This window comes from Pseudomonas sp. FBCC-B545, assembly GCF_059134095.1.
Genome location: NZ_CP101441.1, coordinates 1,120,885 through 1,140,130, shown reverse-complemented (window position 1 = coordinate 1,140,130; position 19,246 = coordinate 1,120,885). Strand labels below are relative to the sequence as shown.

Here is a 19,246-nt window from a genome sequence, read left to right as displayed (position 1 = left end):
GAGGCGGCTCAGTCCTTGAGATGCAGCACAAACGATTCGTAAGGGCGCAACACCACCGTGCTCGTGCGCGCCGGGCAATCGGGGTAATTGCTGATGAGCAGCCGCTGCGCGCTCGACGGATTGATCACCTGGTCGGGCAGCTGGATTTCGCACGGCGTGCCGTAGAAGTTGTTGAGCACCAGCAGGCGCTCGCCATGGCCTTCGCGCAGGTACGCCCAGACCTGGCGATGGTCTTGCAGCAGTGGGCGGTAAATGCCTTCCTGGATCAGCGGTTCGCGGCGCCGCAGGGCGATCAGGGCGCGGTAGTGATGCAGCACCGAATCCGGGTCATCCAGCTGGTTTTCAACGTTGATCTGCGCAGCGTTGGCAGCAATGCCAATCCAGGGCTCGCCACGGCTGAAACCGGCATTGGCCTGGCTGCTCCACTGCATCGGCGTGCGACCGTTGTCGCGGGATTTCTGCATGATCGCCGCCATGCTCGACGCCTCGGACTCCCCGGCATCACGCTTGAGGCGGAAGATGTTCAGGGTTTCCACATCGCGGTACTGTTCGATCTTGTCGAAGCCCGGGTTGGTCATGCCCAGTTCCTCGCCCTGGTACACATACGGCGTGCCCTGGAGGAAGTGCAGCGCCGTGGCGAGCATCTTGGCCGAGACCACGCGGTATTCGCCGTCATCACCAAAGCGCGAGACCACCCGCGGCTGGTCGTGGTTACACCAGAACAGCGCGTTCCAACCGCCACCGGCCTGCATGCCCAGTTGCCAGTCGGAGAAAATCTGCTTGAGTTGCAGGAAATCGAAGTCGGCCTTCACCCACTTCTGCAGGTTGGGGTAATCGACTTTCAGGTGGTGGAAGTTGAAGGTCATCGACAGCTCTTTCGAGGCCGGATTCGAGTAGCGAATGCAGTGTTCCAGGCTGGTGGACGACATCTCGCCGACGTTGATCAGGTCATGGCCTTCGAAGACTTCGCGGTGCATCTGCTGCAGGTATGCGTGCACATTCGGGCCGTCGGTATAGAAACGGCGGCCGTCGCTGTTGTCTTCGGGGAAGTCGGCGGGCTTGGAGATCAGGTTGATCACATCCAGGCGGAAACCGCCCACGCCCTTGTCACGCCAGAAGCGCATCAGCTTGAACACTTCGGCACGCACCTTGGGGTTGTCCCAATTGAGGTCGGCCTGGGTGTGGTCGAACAGGTGCAGGTAGTACTGGCCGGTCTGCGCTTCGTATTCCCAGGCCGAGCCGCCGAACTTGGATTCCCAGTTGTTCGGTTGGTCGCGCCAGATGTAGAAGTCGCGGTAAGGGTTGTCGAGGCTGCTGCGCGCCTGCTGGAACCACTCGTGCTCGATGGAGGTGTGGTTGACCACGATATCGAGCATCAGCTTGATGCCACGCTTGGCCGCCTCGCTGATCAACAGGTCGCAGTCGGCCATGGTCCCGTAGCTGGGATCGATGGCGTAGTAGTCGCTGATGTCGTAGCCGTTGTCGCGTTGCGGCGAGCGCAGGAACGGGGTGATCCACAGGCAATCCACGCCCAGCCATTTCAGGTAGTCGAGCTTGTCCACGATGCCCAGCAGGTCACCGGTGGCGTTACCCGCGTGGCTATGGAAGCTTTTGGGGTAGATCTGGTAGATCACCGAGTGTTGCCAGTTTTGCATGGTGGGGTTCCTTCAATTAATTGTGTGCTGGCTTTGAGGGCCTCATCGGGGGCAAGCCCCGTCCCACATTTGAAATGCATTCCCCTGTGGGAGGGGGCTTGCCCCCGATGGCGTTGGATCAGGCGACCCGATACCCAGGCCGGATAATCTTCATGCTCAACACACAGGTCAGCACAAAGGGCACAACGATCGCGACGGCCATGCCGATCACAAACACCGGGATGTACTGCGGGATGATCGAGATAAACCCGGGCAGGCCGCCGACGCCGATGGCCGAGGCCTGGACCTTGTTCAGCGAGAGGAAGATGCAGCCAAGGGCAGACCCCACCAGTGCCGCGTAGAACGGAAATTTGTATCGCAGGTTGACACCGAACATCGCTGGCTCAGTGATGGCGAAATACGCGGAAATCGCCGACGTCGAGGCCATGCTTTTTTCCCGCGCATTGCGGCTCATGTAGAACACCCCCAATGCCGCACTGCCCTGGGCCAGGTTGGACATGACGATCATCGGCCAGATAAAGGTGCCGCCCTGGGTGGAAATGAGCTGCAGGTCCACGGCCAGGAACATATGGTGCATGCCGGTGATCACCAGCGGTGCGTAGAGCACGCCGAAGATCAAGCCGCCCAGTATCGGCGCCAGCTCAAACAGCGTGACCACGCCTTCGGTAATCAGGATGCCGAGGTGGCGGGTCACCGGGCCAATGATCGCCAGCGCCAGGACACCGGTGACAACGATGGTGGTGATTGGCACCACCAGCAACTGGATGGCATTCGGCACTCGTGCCCGCAGGTATTTCTCGATCACGCTCATGACATAGGCGGCCATCAGGATCGGCAGGATCTGGCCCTGATAGCCGACTTTCTCGATCTGGAACCAGCCCAGGATGTCGAAGTACGGCAGGCTCTGCCCATCGAGCCCGGCGACCGCCTTGCCGTAGTTCCAGGCGTTGAGCAGGTCGGGGTGCACCAGCATCAGGCCGAGCACGATGCCGAGGATTTCACTGCCGCCGAACCGCTTGGCCGCCGACCAGCCCACCAGCGCGGGCAGGAAGACGAACGAGGTATTGGCCATCAGGTTGATCAGGTTCCACAGGCCATCCAGGTTCGGATAGGCCTCCAGCAAGGTCATGTCCTGAATGAACATGCCCTTGGCCCCCATCAGGTTGTTCACGCCCATCAACAGGCCGGCAATGATCAGCGCGGGCAGGATCGGCATGAACACATCGGAAAATACCCGCACCAACTGTTGCAAGGCATTGACCTTTTCGCCACCGGCCTTCTTGACATCGGCGATGGTGGACGCGGCGAGACCGGTCTGTTCACGCAAGGCGGCATAGACCCTTTCCACTTCGCCGGGGCCAATCACCACCTGGAACAGGCCACCGGTAAAGAACGATCCCTTGACCAGGTCGACCTGGTTCAACGCACTGCTGTTGACCAGGCTCGGGTCCTTGAGCGCCAGGCGCAGGCGGGTCACGCAATGGGCAGCTTGCTCAAGGTTGTCGCGCCCACCGAGGTTTTCGAGAATCTCGCGGGCGATAGTCGGATAGTCGTGGCTCATGCTCGTTTTCCACTGTGATTGTTTTTATGGGTGGCAGTCGTTGGCAGCACGCCGAGGGCAAAAGTACTCGTCTGTACGAGTTAAATCAACAACTCGTCTGTACGAGTTACACTTTTGTTTATAAATGCGAACTTCCTGTCAGATTTTTCCTCTGGCTATAGGGCTGCCCAATGGACAAACCCCACCTCTGCCACTAAGGTTCCTGCCTTGAATGCAAGCCGGGCATAGAGCCATCTCATGAGCAAATACAACCAGATCTATACGGATCTGCTTGCCAGCATCACCACCGAACGTCTGCAACGCGGTACGCGCCTGCCCTCCGAAACCGAGCTGATGGACGCCTACCAAGCCAGCCGCGGTACCGTGCGACGCGCCATCGAGCAGTTGCAGGAACGTGGCTTTGCCCAAAAGATCCATGGCAAGGGCACCTTTGTGTTGTCGCCCAACCCGATCGAGTTCCAGCTGGGCGGTATCGTCAGCTTCCATGAGACCCACGCCGACCTGGGCAATGACGTACGCACCGAGGTGGTTGAATTCACCCAGCTCCCATTGGAAGGGCCACTGCTGCAACACTTCGAGGCCGAGCCAGGCACACTGATCACCCGTATCAAGCGGGTACGACGCATCGGCGGCAAACGGGTAATCCTCGACATCAACCATTTCATCGCCGAGCTGATTCCCGGCCTGGATCGCGAGATCGCCGAACAGTCGATCTATGCGTTTATCGAGCAGACGCTGCAGCTGCAGATCAGCTATGCACAGCGCACCATCGAGGCACTGCCGCGCAGCAAAGATGACCAGGCGCACCTGGACCTCGACGGGCAAAGTCATGTAATCGTGGTGAGTAACCAGACGTTCTTGCAGGACGGGCGGCAGTTCGAGTACACCGAGTCGCGCCATACGTTGGACAAGTTCTACTTTTCGGATATCGCACGGCGCTGAGCACGGCCCGTTAGCCTAACTATGTAGCGCCCTCCCCACGCCGGCCTGGGGGAATCTCGCCCTTCATTTTTGAAGGATGAGCACTCCCATGAGTTCGAGCGAAACCCGCACCCTGCCCAACGCCGCCGACAAGGCAGCCCTCAAGGCCCTGGCCGGACGCGTGATCCTGGCTTGCCCCAGCCTGCACGATACGGCTCACGAAACCGCCCGCGGCATATTGAAAAAACACGGGATCGAGAGCCTTGACCCGGACGAAGTCTATTACCACCGCTTCAAGGCTGCCCAAAGCAGTTCGCTGACCTTTACCGGCTGGGAACATGTCCTGGAAAAACCCTACGAATCGACGACCCTGACCGAGTTAGTGATTCATCGGTTCCGCGCCACCGACTATGACAACGCCGACCTGCTGGACCTGTACGGCGGTTTCTACACCAAAGGTCCGGAATACGGCGACTTCAATCAAACCAATGAAGTGCGCCTGCATGCCAACGAAGTGCTCAAGGACTTCTGGGCCCTCAAGTTCAGCGACCTCTACCGCGACAAACTCGACAGTTTCTGGCGGGACCACGCCGACGCCTTCCGCACCCAAGCCAAATGCAATTTCCTCAGCAAGGCGGTGCAAGCCCTCGAACTCAAGCATCTGAGCGCCGAAGACTTCCACACTTGCATCACTGCCGTGGCCCCGCACCTGAGCTGGCCGGTCAGCCTGGCCATGCTGCAAACCGACTTGGCGCCAGGCGCCGATGCGCAGGTCGCCGCCCTCGACCTGGACGGCCATGTCGCCACCAACCTGTTGCGCATCACTGACACAGCCGGGCGACAAGTACTCTATGTGCCGGGTGATCAGCAAGCCTTCAAAGTGTTCGAGACCGCCGCGCAATTGCACTGGTGGATGCTCGGGATCATGGATGACAAAAAGACCCGTGACCTGTTCCTCTGCCACTTCTCCCTGACTGACCGCGAGGCCATGACCGACGGCATCACTGACCTGATGAATCGCCTGGTGCAGACCTGGGGCAAGTCGGATCATCACATGATCAACCAGAAGAACCAGGCGGTCACCACGGACGCCTTCAGTTGGTTGCGGGACCGCACCCGCGCAGCGATGTATGACGAAGCCGAGCAGTTGCTGACCACCAATGCGCAACTGAGCAAAAAAATCTGGATCGGTTACCTGAGTGCCGGCCTCAAGATATTCGGGCCGCTGGCCGTCATCGGTTGGCCGGTAGCCTTGCCGGTGCTGGGTGCCAGCATCGCTAACCTGGCCCTGAACATCGACCAGGCGGTCAATGGCCGAACCAGTGCCGAGCGCAAGGCCGGGGTGAAAGGTTCGGTGTTCAGCGCGATCGATACGCTGTTCAACCTGGCAGCACTGCATGGGCCCGGGCCCATCGCCGAAGTGGGTGCCGACGTCGACGCGGCGGAAGCGGCCGAGATGGCCAAGTACGACGAGGCGTTGAACCCCGAGACTGCCGAACCTGCAAGCCCTTCCGTGCCGGCGCCACCCGCATTGCCCCAACTGCCCGGCGACGGCCTGGGGCAAATACCGTCGAGCTGGCGGCGCCTGCAAGGGCTGGACGGTGCCACGGCGATGACCGAAGGCGGACGTTTTGAACAGATCTACCGCATCAATGCCAACCCTTCGACCCTGATCAAGCTCAAGGACGCCGTGTTTTACGTGCGTTATGAAGCGGACGTGAACGGCGGCGGTACCTGGGCCATCATCGACCCGTTGAACCCGCATGCCAGCACCGGCTCACTGCCCGTACGCCTGAATGCCGAGGGCGAATGGGAGCGGGTGCTGCGCCCCTCCGAGGCGATGCGCGGCGGCAGCCCCATGGACACCCCGACCACGAGTACACGGCCGCCACTTGCATCCGACTATCGCCGGCCAAGCGCCTATGGGGAGCCGGGTTTTAGAAACCCGTCCTCCAGCCTACCGACCCCTTTTGACCTGAAGAACCAGAGCAGTTTCGACATCGGCCTCGCCATGTCTGGCGGGCCGGACTACATTAAGCCGATCATCACCCCCACGGGCGAAGCTGGCAGTTTCAGCACCTCGGACTACTTCATCAACCCCATGCGGGCAAAAATCCTCAGCAGCGCGCGCAATTTCTTCTCCCGGCCATTCTTCGCCAGCACCCTGCCCGAGCGGCCGGCACTGCCTGCCATCACGCCAGGCATGAGTCCCGAGCAACTGATTGAAAAAAGCCTGGCAAATGCCAAGGGCCTGGTCATCGCCGAGAGCCCGAACCGGGTCGCCAGTACCTATCTATTGATCAAGCAAATGCCCAACCTGGCCAAGCAAGGCGTCAAGACCTTGTACCTGCACAGGTTCTACAACGACCTGCATCAGTTGGACCTGGACACCTTCGCTCGCAGTGGCGTCATGCCCGACCGCTTGGGCAAGTATCTACGCGAGCTGGACCCGACCAATATGGGCCGCTTCAACACCCTGGAACTGCTGCACGCCGCCCGCGACAACCAGGTGCGTATCCAGGCCAGCGAATGCCTGGCCAACTACCTGCCCAAGGGGTCGGCCATGGATGAGCAAATGTCGAAGAACTTCGTCACCAGTGAAATCCTGCGCCTCGACCAAGCCAAAAACGGCGTCGGCAAATGGGTGGTGCTCACGGGGCCGGAAAACACCAACACCTTCAGAGGCGCGGCCGGCATCAGCGAAATAAACGGCGGGACCAGTCTGCGCGTTACCGAGGAACTCGGCGGCGAAGGCAGCCAGATCAAGATCACTTATGGCCCCAAGGTGAATAACCTATCAGCGTTCGATCAGGAGAAACCCCCACTCGATGCGCTGGACACCGACCTTTCCCTGCAAGTGCCCATGCGTGAGAGCGAACAAATACACCCCTACATCTTTGAACAGAGAGACCTTGAAAGAACCCTCAGCTCACCTGGGGACTGCGTCATGCAACAAACCCGTGATGAGCTGACGCTTATTCACCGCAACCGCCTGAACAACCTGGTACACAACCGCATCCAGCACTCGGACGCCGGTTATTTCATTGATCGCGATGCCTTCCCAAGGCTCAACGGGGCTGTCTACAAGACGCTGCCTGAGCTGCGCGGCGCCCTGCGCGCAAACGGCCTCACGCTCAAAGGCCTGCCGCCGGCCAAGACGCTGGTTCCCACAATAGAGCTGGAGCGCCCGGCCGTGCAGGCTGCCGTAGAAACCACGGTCGAGTCAGGCGCAGCCCTGGCACCTTCGGCCATTCCCACCGGCGCGGTGGAAGCCAGCCTACGGCCAGAAATCCCCCCATCGTGGGAAGCCAATGAAATCCTCGAAGGCCGCAACCCGGTCAGCGAGCCCGGCCGGTATCAAGGCATCTATCGCTTGGAATCCAACCCCGCGGCGGCGATCCTGCTCAACGACACGCCGTATTACGTGCAGTACATCAATGACGTCAATGGCGGCGGACATTGGGCAATCATCAACCCTGAAAAACCCTTCTCCTTCTCGGAAGCCATCCCGGTGCGCTTCAACGCACAAGGCGAATGGGAAGTGCTGCCCAGGCTTGGCCTGAAAGGCGGCGCCGGGCAACTCCTGAACCGGGTGCCTGGCCGCCGACCGGTGCCGACGGTGCAAAGCCCGGCCATCGCCTATGAAATACCGCCAGACCTGCGTCCCCCCCTGGAAAATGCCGCCGCCGGACCGGGCACTGCAAAATATGCCCTGAGCGACGAGGGCGTGAACCTCTTTGACAACGGCGCCGACCCGTACGCGCCGTTCAAAAGCAGAAGGCAGCAACTGTTCAAGGATGCGGTGGCCTTCCTGCGTCGGTTCCGTGCAGCCAATCGCCCGCCCATTCCCTCGGTGCCAGCCAAGGCCCCCACGGCAACCTGGCTGGAGGCACTGCTGGAGGATGGCCGTGGCATCGTGGTCGGCGAAGCCCACAGCGGCGTGGGCAGCAAACAACTGCTGATCGAGCACATGGAGTTACTGGCGCAGAAAAACGTCAAGACGTTGTACTGCGAGCACCTGCTGCGCGACTTTCACCAGGCAGCCCTGGACAGCTTCTTCGAAAGCGGCGAAATGCCCGAGACGCTCAGGCGCTACCTGCAGAGCCTCGATAACGGCATGGGCACCGATCCGTTGGGGCAATACAACTTCATGGAGCTGATCAAAGCCGCCCGCACGCACAAGATCCGCATCCAGGCCATTGATTGCCTGGCCAGTTATCGGACCGATGGGTTTATCCCGGCCGTGGCCGATAGCCAGATCGCCCGAGGTGCGCAACGCCACGCCTTGATGAACTACTACGCGAGTACCGTGATTCGCGCCGACCAGGCGGCCCAGGGTGCGCACAAATGGGTGGCGCTGGTGGGCAATACCCACGTCAGCAGCTACAAAGGGGTTCCCGGGCTGAGCGAACTGGAAGAAGTACATGGCCTGAGGGTAGAGGATGTTGCGCCCGGGCAATCCCAGGGCATCATCCCGGACCCTGGCATCCCGGCAGCCGGCGAGGAAGGCGCGGTGAAAAGCGACCTGTTGTTTCAGTCGCAGATCCCCCGGAAACCTGCAACCGCCGCGGAGTTCGACGCTCTGCTGAGACGTTCCGGGATGTTTACCGTCGACTCTTCGTCGGTGTCGCCCATCCTGAAACATCGCAGCAAACTGGGAGAGCTGGTCTCTACGGATATTCGTAACCAGAACGGCTACTTCTTTATTGAAAGACCCAATTGGCCGAGCGTTAGCGGCAAGCGCTTTGACAGCCTCAAAGGATTGTTTGCCGCGCTTGAAGACATGGGTATGGTAATGGTTGGCAAACCGACACCGCTATGAGCAGCAGCTGAACCAGGAAATGAGAACACCGTGAATATCCCGAGCAAATGGCGCGAACAGTTTCCCCACGCACTGATTGAACAACAGGCCATCGGCGAGTCGCGCGCAGACGTCTATCGACTGCGCAGAGAACAAGGCGAGGACCTGTTCCTGAAGTCCGAGCCCCTTGGGGAATTCGCTGAACTGGCAAACGAAATCGAGCGCCTGCGCTGGCTGCGGCAACAAAGGCTACCGGCACCGATGGTCGTGGATGAGGTGATAGACCAGGATCGCCACTGGCTACTGATGAGCGCCATGCCAGGAAAGGACCTGGCGACGGTCGACGACCTTCCTGTGGCGCACATCGTAGAGATCCTGGCGAATGCCCTGCGCAAGCTGCATCAGCTTCCCATCGCCCTTTGCCCCTTCGATCACACCCTTGACCTACGCATCGCCACCGCCCGAAACCACGTCAACGCCGGCCTGGTCGACGAGACCGACTTCGACGATGAACGACTAGGGCAAAGCGCCGAGCAAGTGTTGGACGAACTGGTATCGACACGGCCAATCATCCAGGACTTGGTGGTGACCCATGGCGACGCCTGCCTGCCGAACTTCATGACAGCAGACGGCCGTTTCAGCGGTTTTATCGATTGTGGTCGCTTAGGCGTCAGTGACCGCTACCAGGACCTGGCCCTGGCAGCGCGCAGCATTACCCAAAACTTTGGACAGGCATGGGTGGCACCGTTCTTCGAGTGCTACGGCGTAGAGCTCGATGAGCAGCGCATTGCGTATTACTGCTTGCTTGACGAGTTCTATTGAAGGCTGCCGCGAATCCAGAAAGCAGCGGCTCGTAAGGTATGGCCGCTTTCAGCCCCTTTTCTGACGAAGCAGTTTGTTACCGTTGGGACACGCAGCAACCTGCCAAACAGATACAACCTTACGTAGAATGCCTGCGTGGCTATGGAACACCTTCCTTCTAACCTCCTATGACCTAGGGGTTTCGCTCTCCACACCGCGCCTGCGTCTTGCAGGCGTTTTTACATCCGTTGTAGAACCACGCAGCTCATCCATTACGGCGCCGAAGGGAGAAAATCAAGCATGAATCAAGATATGTTCCTGAATCGCCGTAGCAAAGTCCACGTTCCGGTGGGCACTGGCGGTGCCACGCGCGCACAGGTCGCATCGGCTGTCCGCGAAGTCGCAGCGTTCGGATGCGTATTTTCAGAGCCTCTGATTGAGCAAATCGGCACATTGTCGCCGATAGAACTGAAGTACTGGCTGCGCGAAATCGTCGGAGTCCTTCGCAGGGAAAATGGCGCTCATGTACACCACAGGCCATTTTATCCTGATTTTCCAGAGCAGGTTCTGACGGCCTCAGAGGCGCAGTTGTACCTAAATGCCGTCCTGCATTACCTCACGCTTCAGCGCCTACCACCGACTGAAAACTCTCGACCTGCAATGCTTGAGGGCAACTGCCTAGCCCGCGTGATCGAACCGGGAAGCATCCCCGAGTTCGAGTCACTGCTCGAGCCGCTGGTTTCAGCGCGTACCTCGCTCTCCGAGAGGGACACTGCCGACGTCGTCTGGTTTATCCGAAAGTACAAGAGTGATGTATTCCGGCTACTGCCGGACACCGTCCCGTTCCGGGAGATCCGTGCGCAGGTTGGCAGCGCACTTATTCAGAATGTAGCCGGGGATGCACGGGTAGACGCATTCCTGCTGCGAAACGTCGAAACAGCGACTGACGTGCTACGGCTCGCTGTCGCGCTGAATGGTGGAGACGTGTCACTCGCGACAGCTTCGACACGTTTCACGGCGATGAAGCGCTCAATGCGCCGCCTGCTATTACGCTTGCTCGATCATGTACCCAACGCTGCAGAAGACGTAATGCGCCATGCTGAGCGATGGAAACGCTTGGCTGAAGTACTGCATCCGGGCGATTACGCCGACAAGTACCCACGAGCCCTAACCGCCATCACGGCAGCGCGTCGCAATGAAGCGCCAGACTCATTTGGATCACGTGTCGAAACATTACTTGCCCAGCGTCAAATCGCCACGCTTACCCCCATACTACAAAACCGTCCTGGCGAGTTCGCACGACGGCTGGACGTGACCCTAAGGCGCGCGACGGAACCAGAATCGGTACTCGACGCGTTCGAGGCGGTTGCGCCCCTAGTGTCCTCACCAATTCTGCTTCAATTACTGGCCCACGTACGTGCTCCGCGCCCCCTACCCCTGCGAGCGTTCACACCGAAAGGCGCATTCGCCAAGGTCTATGGTGTTGAGGATCGACGTGAACATCTCGCTCCAGAAATATTGGCTCGTACGGCCAGGATCTGCGAGGAGGCTCTCGTAACGCGTTTTGCATCGCTTGTGCCATTAGGCCGCTGTTTCATCGATCCTGCATTACGCGAATATAACGTGCCGCTGGCGCAGCGGGCCTCATCGAAGTCGCTACGTACGCTGGTGCGGGGCAGTCGGCTGCCTATGCCTGACACTCGTTTCATACGCCTGTTCCTGTGGTGGAAGAACGGCCGTGGACGCACGGATATCGACTTGTCTGCCGCATTTTTTGACGCCTACTTCGTGTTCAAACAAACGGTGGCGTACTACAACCTGAAGGGCTTCGGCGGCTACCACAGCGGCGACATCGTCGACGCGCCCCAAGGGGCTTCGGAGTTCATCGACCTTGACCTTGATGTCCTCGTCAAAATGGGCGTTCGTTACGTGGTCACCTCTATCAACTCATACACCGAGCAGCCGTATTGCGATCTTCCAGAATGCTTCGCTGGTTGGATGGCCCGTGCCGACGTAGCGTCGGGTGAAGTATTCGAGCCGCGCTCTGTGTTCGACCGTATCGACATCGCCTCCGACACAGGCATCTGCCTGCCATTCGTGATGGACCTGCAGGAAAGGCGCATGATCTGGGCCGATCTCGGGCTTACTTCATCTGCGCGATGGAACAACGTCCAGAACAACCTCAGTGGGGTATCGTTGATGCTGCGAGCGCTGGTACATACACCAAAGCCGGATTTAGAGACACTGTTCGATTTACATGTTCGAGCACGGGGAGAACGAGTGACTTCACCGCAGCAGGCAGAGACGGTGTTTTCACCTGATCAGGGGATAACGCCGTTCGATACGGACTTGATCCGGTCACAGTTTCTCTGATACCTAACCCAGCCTTTGCCACTCATTAAAGTAACAACTCTTGCTTCGGAGCTTATGCCCCAAAAAATGCCAGTCAGCATAACTAACTAGCATTGTTAAACCCTTCCTGCACTACTCCGGACTTAGCACTACACTCTAGTAAGAGCCGGGTGCCCTATTCCAGCCAGTCGCTCAACTGCATAGACGGATCAGCGTGGAAAGCTAAGCTATTGCCTAATCATGACTACGCTAATCGAACCAGTGAAATTGACATGCTTTCCTAGCGCTAAGCCGGATTTTGAGAAGCGATGAAGCAGGAATAGAGAATATCAGCGAAATCATGCTCGTTGATATCGCCGGTAACTAAATCCCTGACAGCATCCGCTATCAGATCATTATCTAGAGTAATTTCATAATCATTTAGCGAAAGGTACTCCAAACCCACTGCAAGCCCGGTGCGCTTGTTGGCATCGGGCAGTGCATGGCCTTGCGCGATACTGGCAGTGTACTTCGCGGCGATTTCAAATACATCGTCGAGGCCATTATAGGCGATCGCATTGTCAATCCGGGCCAGCGCGCCTTGTAAGGTCGGAATACTTACCGCCCCCTTCATGCCGGGCTCGGTAGTCAAGATTTGAGTATTTATCTCAATGACCCGTTCAAATGGAAAGAAGATCAATTCCATTACATATCAGCCAACTTCTGAAAGGTCTTCTTGTGAGTTCTGAGAACAAGCTTGGTTTCTGAATAAACGATCTGTTTACCCGACTCGCCACCCAAGTCCAGCTTTTTGATGGCTTTAACTTTGGGTCTGTCTACTATGGATACACCATAGGTGTTCAGCTTGTGGTTCATGACTTGAGTACCCCAAACGGTTTGATCAATTTCTGCTCATACGGTAGCACACTGGGAGGCAAGATACACCGAGCCATCGACAGCTTCGTACGTCGCTTGCCGATTGGCATCAGCACCACGCCAGCGCGCAACTCAGCATCAGCCACTGCTGACAGATAAAGCATCTGCAGCGGTAGTGTGTCGATACATTCAATCAAGTTGGCCTCAGGCGAACACCCTAACGGCTTCGAAATCACATTCGTATCAAGAACGTCATTGAAAGGCTACCGTCTGAGCGGGCGTCTAGTCGCGCGTACTCTCAAAGGCCGCAAACTCTTCATCCGTCGGGCTGGCCTTACCCACCTCAGCTCGCAGCGAACCCTGCTTCACCCGGCCTTGCGGCTTCACCGAGGATTCCAAAATGTCTCGCATTTCGGCATCGAGACTGCGACCGTGCTGAGCAGCCCGCAATGGACTTCATCAAGTGCATCTCGAACGGTAACAGAATGCGCCGGTTTCGGAAGGTGACAAATGCAAAATACCAAAAGCCCGCAATTACGCGGGCTCCAGAGCATTTCTTGCTAGTTGGTGCCGGACAATGCCGGACATCCAATCATTCCCACTCAATAGTCGCCGGCGGCTTGCTCGACACATCATAAGTAACGCGGGAAATACCTTCGATCTCATTGATGATCCGGCCACTGACGGTTTCCAGCAGTTCGTAAGGCAGGTGCGCCCAACGCGCGGTCATGAAGTCGATGGTTTCCACGGCACGCAGGGCCACGACCCAGGCGTAGCGACGGCCATCGCCGACCACACCAACCGATTTCACCGGCTGGAACACCACGAAGGCCTGGCTGACCTTGTGATACCAATCGGCCTTGCGCAGTTCTTCGATGAAGATGTGGTCGGCGCGACGCAGCAGGTCGGCGTATTCCTTCTTCACTTCACCCAGGATGCGCACGCCCAGGCCCGGGCCTGGGAATGGGTGGCGGTAGACCATGTCGTATGGCAGGCCGAGTTCCAGGCCCAGGCGGCGGACTTCGTCCTTGAACAGTTCACGCAGCGGTTCTACCAGCTTGAGGTTCATTTCCTCAGGCAGGCCACCGACGTTGTGGTGGGACTTGATCACGTGAGCCTTGCCACTTTTGGCGCCAGCCGACTCGATCACGTCAGGGTAGATGGTGCCCTGGGCGAGGTACTTGATGTTGTCCAGTTTGTTGGACTGGGCATCGAAGACGTCGATGAAGGTGCGACCGATGATCTTGCGCTTTTTCTCCGGGTCGGACTCGCCGGCCAAGTTGTTGAGGAACTGCTCCTCGGCGTTGGCACGGATCACCTTGACGCCCATGTTCTCGGCGAACATGGCCATCACTTGCTCGCCTTCGTGCAGGCGCAGCAGGCCGTTGTCGACGAATACGCAGGTCAGCTGGTCGCCGATGGCCTTGTGCAGCAGCGCAGCAACCACCGAGGAGTCAACCCCGCCGGACAGGCCAAGCAGCACGTTGTCGGTGCCGACCTGGGCGCGCACCTGGGCGATGGCGTCTTCGGCGATTTTCGACGGGGTCCACAGGGCTTCACACTCGCAGATGTCGAGGATGAAGCGCGACAGGATGCGCCCGCCTTGCTTGGTGTGGGTCACTTCCGGATGGAACTGCACGCCGTAGTAACGACGTTCGTCGCTGAACATGCCGGCAATCGGGCAGCTCGGGGTACTGGCCAGGATGTGGAAGTCCTGCGGCATCTTGGTGACCTTGTCACCGTGGCTCATCCATACGTCGAGGCCGAACAGGCCGTCAGCGTCGATGTGGTCTTCGATGCCGTCCAGCAGGCGGCTCTTGCCGACCACGTCGACACGGGCATAACCAAATTCACGCAGCTCGGAACCTTCGACCTTGCCGCCCAGTTGCTCGGCCATGGTCTGCATGCCGTAGCAGATACCGAAGACCGGCACGCCCAGGTCGAATACCGCTTGCGGGCAGCGCGGGCTGTCGGCTTCGTGCACGGACTCGGGGCCACCGGCGAGGATGACGCCTTTAGGGGCGAATTCGCGGATCGCTGCGTCATCCATGTCGAACGGGTGCAGTTCGCAGTACACGCCGATTTCACGCACGCGGCGGGCGATCAGTTGGGTGTACTGGGAACCGAAGTCGAGGATCAGGATGCGGTGGGCGTGAATGTCGAGGGCCATGAAGTCAGTCTCGTCTAATGAATCAGAAACAACTCGGGGCTGAAAGAACAGCCCCGGTTACTTAACGTTTTGCTGGAAGCCTCAACCTACGCGGTAGTTTGGCGCTTCCTTGGTGATCTGCACGTCGTGGACATGGGATTCAGCCATGCCGGCGCCGGTGATCCGTACGAACTCCGGCTTGGTGCGCATTTCTTCGATGTCGGCGCTGCCGGTGTAGCCCATCGAGGAGCGCAGGCCGCCCATCAGTTGATGGATGATCGCGCTCAGGGTGCCTTTGTACGGCACACGGCCTTCGATGCCTTCCGGGACGAGCTTCTCGGCGCCTGCCGAGGAGTCCTGGAAGTAACGGTCGGAAGAACCTTGCGCCTGGGACATGGCCCCCAGCGAACCCATGCCGCGGTAAGCCTTGTACGAACGGCCCTGGAACAGTTCGATCTCACCCGGCGCTTCTTCGGTACCGGCGAACATCGAGCCCATCATCACGCAGGAAGCACCGGCGACGATGGCCTTGGACAGGTCACCGGAGAAACGGATGCCGCCGTCGGCGATCAAAGGCACGCCTGTGCCTTCAAGGGCAGCGGCGACGTTGGCGATGGCGCTGATCTGCGGCACGCCCACACCGGCGACGATACGCGTGGTGCAGATCGAGCCAGGGCCGATACCGACCTTGACCGCATCGGCGCCGGCTTCGGCCAGGGCCTTGGCCGCAGCGCCAGTGGCGATGTTGCCGCCGATCACTTGAACGTCAGGGAAGTTCTGCTTAACCCAGCGCACGCGGTCGATCACGCCCTTGGAGTGACCGTGGGCAGTGTCGACCACCACCACGTCAACACCGGCAGCAACCAGCGCCGAAACGCGGTCGCCGGTGTCTTTACCGGTACCCACGGCGGCGCCAACACGCAGACGACCTTGGTCATCCTTGCTGGCCAGCGGGTAAGCCTTGGCTTTTTCGATGTCGTTGACGGTCATCATGCCTTTGAGGGCAAACTTGTCGTCGACGATCAGCACGCGCTCGATGCGGTGCTTGTGCAGCAGTTCGCGCACATCGTTCTTGTCGGCGCCTTCCTTGACAGTGACGAGGCGCTCTTTAGGCGTCATCACTTCGCGGACGGTGACTTCAAGGCGGTTCTCGAAACGCACGTCACGGGAAGTGACGATGCCGACCAGGTCGCCATCGTGCAGCACCGGAACGCCGGAGATGTTGTGCAGACGGGTCAGGTCGAACAGGTCACGCACGGTAGCGTCAGCTTCGATGGTGATTGGATCTTTCACCACACCGGCTTCGTAACGCTTGACCTTGCGCACTTCGGCAGCTTGCTGCTCGATGGTCATGTTCTTGTGGATGATGCCGATGCCGCCTTCCTGAGCCATGGCGATGGCCAGACGGGCTTCGGTGACGGTGTCCATGGCAGCGGAAACCAGGGGAATATTCAGCTCGATGCCACGGGTTAGGCGGGTCTTGAGACTGACTTCGTTAGGAAGCACCTCGGAATAACCGGGCACTAGGAGAATGTCGTCGAATGTCAGAGCTTCTTGGCTGATACGCAGCATCGCGGGGGCTCCCGAGCGGGAAAATGGAAGCGCGCCATTATATACATGCACCCTGCCAGGCTCAATGTAAAACTCTGACAAACTTGGTATTACTGATAGATGGAGAAAACCTTCTACATGGGTATCGCTTAAAGCTCGACTTTGACCCAGGCGATCTTCTGGTCCAACCAATCGGCAAATTCGTCGATAAAGCTCTGCTTGAAGCCCGCCTCTGCCCAGTTGTTGAAGATGAACCCCAGGTTGGAAAACCCGCATTCCTGCAGGAACAGGAAGCCGTTGATGTCATCTTCATGCCCACACAGCGGGCAGGTGAAGTTGTCGGTGTGGCCGGGCATCCAGTCTTCCAGGCTTTCGAACAGCGCCTCGCCGACTTCCTTGAGGCATTCCGGGCAACCTGCCTCTTCGAGAAAGCCCTTGGCCGGCGTATAGATGCAACGTTTGTAGATGATCTCCAGGCCATTGACCGGCTCATTGAACGGCAGCGCCTCGGGATGCAGCACCACGGCGCGGGCACCATCGGCCAGGGCGTAGGCCATGCGGTTACCCGTGCGGCCGCAGGTGGTCAGCTCTTCCTTGACGATGTTCTTGCGCACCAGCCAGCGCACGATTGCCCGAGCGCGGGGTTCGTGGACGGGCAAGGTGGAGATTTTGGGGACGAGGATGCTTTGGGAGTTCATGGAAGTCCTGCGGTGTGGCGTCTGGCGCCATCGGGGGCAAGCCCCCTCCCACATTTTGAATTGTGAATACGTTCAAAGGTGGGAGGGGGCTTTCCCCCGATGGGGCCCTAAAGGCTGGCAGCTTAATCCCTGCTCCACACAGGTCAAGTGCTCAAATACCGCCCGATCAACGCAATACCACTGGCCAGCACCAACCAGGTCACCAAACGCACAAACGCCTCACGAGACATGCGCATCGTCAGCCTGCGTCCACACCAAAGCCCGAAGACCATCGCGGGCAACAGGCAAACCGCCAACATCAACAAGGGCAGATCCGCATATACCCCGGCAATCAGAAACAAACTCAGGCGCACCACCGTGCTGCAACTGATCAGCGCACTTTGTGTGGCCCGCGCCGCGTCCTTGGATAATCGGCTGTTGAGATAAATGGCGTATAAAAAGCCGCCACTGCCAAACAACGCACCAAACAAGCCGCCCACCGTGCCCATGGGGATCGACCAACCTGCCGCCAGCTGCGTCGGCCGGGCTTTCACCGCCAGGCTATAAAGGGCGTAGGCACTGATAAACAGCCCCATCAACAGCAGCAACAGATCCGAATGCAGATTGAGCAAAAACACCACGCCCAGGGTGCAGCCAATCGCCATGCATGGCAGCAATCGCAGCAGCTCCGACGTGTTCACCTCCCGTCGCGTTTGCAGCAGGCCGCCAAAAGCCGCGACAAAATCCAGCAGCACCAGCAGCGGGATTATCTTCGACAGCGGCATAAACATCAGCAGGACCGGCCCCGCCACCAACGCCGTACCGAAACCGGCGATGCCAAACACGATATAGGCCACCACAATGCCCAGGCCGATCACCAGCCAATCCACCGCTCCGAACGACCACTGACTCATCCACTCAACCGCGCTCATGGCTTATTCCTTGAAAGACCTGGCCTTCACTTTAGCCATGGGTGAGTGTTGCGACTAATATCTTCAAAGCCATCCAGCCATCTCAAAAAGGCATGACCCGTGATTTCTAACCGGCAACTGCGTTACTTCGTCGAAATCGTCGACAGCGGCAGCTTCAGCGCTGCCGCCGAGCGTCTGTTCGTGGCGCAGTCGGCCTTGAGCCGGCAGATCAAGGCGCTGGAAAACCAACTGCAGACCTCCTTGTTCGAGCGCACCGCTCGCCAGCCGCGACTGACGGCGGCCGGTGAAGCCTTTTATCCCCGGGCGCGCAATCTGTTGAGTGAGTTACTCAAGGCCAGCGAAATGGCCATGCAGGTGGGCAATGGCCAACTCGGCACCTTGCGCCTGAGTCATTCAAGCACCGTGCCGATGAGCGGCGCGTTATTGCAGGGCATCAGCACCTGGCTGGAACGCTGCCCCGGAGTGTCGATGGATATTGTCAAACTCTCCTCCGAGGCCCAGCTGGAAGAAATCGCCGACGGTCGCCTGGACGTCGGCCTGTTGCGCTTGCCGGTGTTGCGCCAGCGCGAAGGCGTGCGCGTGGTGCCGTTGTACACCGAGCCGTTGGTGTTGGCGGTACCGCCGAATCACCCAATGGCACACAGCGCCACACCGGTGGAATTGGCCCGGCTCAAGGATGAAGCGTTTATCTCGATCCCTCATCCACAACGTGGCGGGCTGAGTTATTTGTCGGCAGAGCTATGCATGCGCGCCGGTTTTTTCCCCAGGGCGGCGCGAGTGATGTCTCGCAAAACTACGCAGTTGCAATTGATCCAGGCCGGCTTCGGCATTGCCCTGCTACCCAAGTCCATGCAGGACATCGCGCCTGCGAACCTGCACTTCTTGCCCCTGGCCGACCCGGACTGTCACAGCACCGTAGCCTTGGCCTGCGCGCAACTGCCGAGCACGCTGGTGGAGCAATTCTGTCAAACCCTGCACGAATGCCTATAAA

The 19,246-nt window shown here is 59.0% G+C and carries 13 protein-coding genes; 5 read left to right on the top strand and 8 right to left on the bottom strand.

The features are described from left to right. Positions 1-8 precede the first annotated feature (8 nt). Positions 9-1,655, bottom strand: a complete 1,647-nt coding sequence (treC, locus tag NMB39_RS05270; RefSeq protein WP_057021683.1) for an alpha,alpha-phosphotrehalase — start codon at positions 1,653-1,655, stop codon at positions 9-11. A gap of 118 nt (positions 1,656-1,773) precedes the next feature. Continuing rightward, entirely contained in the window at positions 1,774-3,216 is a 1,443-nt protein-coding gene (gene treP / locus NMB39_RS05265) for a PTS system trehalose-specific EIIBC component (RefSeq protein WP_057021684.1), read from the bottom strand. 237 nt (positions 3,217-3,453) lie between these two features. Between treP and treR the strand changes: the two genes are divergently transcribed. From treR to NMB39_RS05245, 4 genes are all read left to right on the top strand, one after another. Then, positions 3,454-4,158: a trehalose operon repressor gene (gene treR / locus NMB39_RS05260; RefSeq protein WP_057013190.1), complete on the top strand. Its 705-nt coding sequence runs from the start codon at positions 3,454-3,456 to the stop codon at positions 4,156-4,158. 88 nt (positions 4,159-4,246) lie between these two features. Further along, positions 4,247-8,959: a membrane-targeted effector domain-containing toxin gene (locus NMB39_RS05255; protein WP_494339554.1), complete on the top strand. Its 4,713-nt coding sequence runs from the start codon at positions 4,247-4,249 to the stop codon at positions 8,957-8,959. A gap of 30 nt (positions 8,960-8,989) precedes the next feature. After that, entirely contained in the window at positions 8,990-9,760 is a 771-nt protein-coding gene (locus NMB39_RS05250) for an APH(3')-II family aminoglycoside O-phosphotransferase (protein ID WP_494339555.1), read from the top strand. Between the two features lie 279 nt (positions 9,761-10,039). Beyond that, positions 10,040-12,112 (top strand): TerD family protein, encoded by a 2,073-nt coding sequence (locus tag NMB39_RS05245; protein WP_494339556.1) that lies wholly within the window; start codon positions 10,040-10,042, stop codon positions 12,110-12,112. A 265-nt stretch (positions 12,113-12,377) separates the two neighbouring features. Here the strand turns inward: NMB39_RS05245 and NMB39_RS05240 are convergent, their stop codons facing one another. The 6 genes from NMB39_RS05240 to NMB39_RS05215 all read right to left on the bottom strand — a co-directional run bounded on the left by NMB39_RS05240 (position 12,378) and on the right by NMB39_RS05215 (position 18,255). Next, complete coding sequence (locus NMB39_RS05240) at positions 12,378-12,776, bottom strand: type II toxin-antitoxin system death-on-curing family toxin (protein WP_494339557.1); 399 nt, start codon at positions 12,774-12,776, stop codon at positions 12,378-12,380. Between the two features lie 452 nt (positions 12,777-13,228). Next, positions 13,229-13,396 carry a FitA-like ribbon-helix-helix domain-containing protein gene (locus NMB39_RS05235; RefSeq protein WP_046069431.1) on the bottom strand — a complete coding sequence of 56 codons (168 nt, stop codon included), beginning with the start codon at positions 13,394-13,396 and terminating at the stop codon, positions 13,229-13,231. A 142-nt stretch (positions 13,397-13,538) separates the two neighbouring features. Continuing rightward, positions 13,539-15,116 (bottom strand): glutamine-hydrolyzing GMP synthase, encoded by a 1,578-nt coding sequence (gene guaA / locus NMB39_RS05230; RefSeq protein ID WP_057013183.1) that lies wholly within the window; start codon positions 15,114-15,116, stop codon positions 13,539-13,541. A gap of 81 nt (positions 15,117-15,197) precedes the next feature. Further along, entirely contained in the window at positions 15,198-16,667 is a 1,470-nt protein-coding gene (guaB, locus tag NMB39_RS05225; protein WP_016977684.1) for an IMP dehydrogenase, read from the bottom strand. A 128-nt stretch (positions 16,668-16,795) separates the two neighbouring features. Further along, the gene (locus tag NMB39_RS05220; protein WP_046069432.1) at positions 16,796-17,344 is read right to left on the bottom strand and encodes a hypothetical protein; all 549 of its coding nucleotides are present in this window, start codon (positions 17,342-17,344) and stop codon (positions 16,796-16,798) included. 143 nt (positions 17,345-17,487) lie between these two features. Further along, positions 17,488-18,255 (bottom strand): sulfite exporter TauE/SafE family protein, encoded by a 768-nt coding sequence (locus tag NMB39_RS05215; RefSeq protein ID WP_057021695.1) that lies wholly within the window; start codon positions 18,253-18,255, stop codon positions 17,488-17,490. Positions 18,256-18,354: 99 nt separating this feature from the next. On the opposite strand from NMB39_RS05215, the gene NMB39_RS05210 reads away from it, so the two are divergent. Next, entirely contained in the window at positions 18,355-19,245 is an 891-nt protein-coding gene (locus tag NMB39_RS05210; RefSeq protein ID WP_057021696.1) for a LysR family transcriptional regulator, read from the top strand. The last annotated feature ends 1 nt before the right edge of the window (position 19,246 follow it).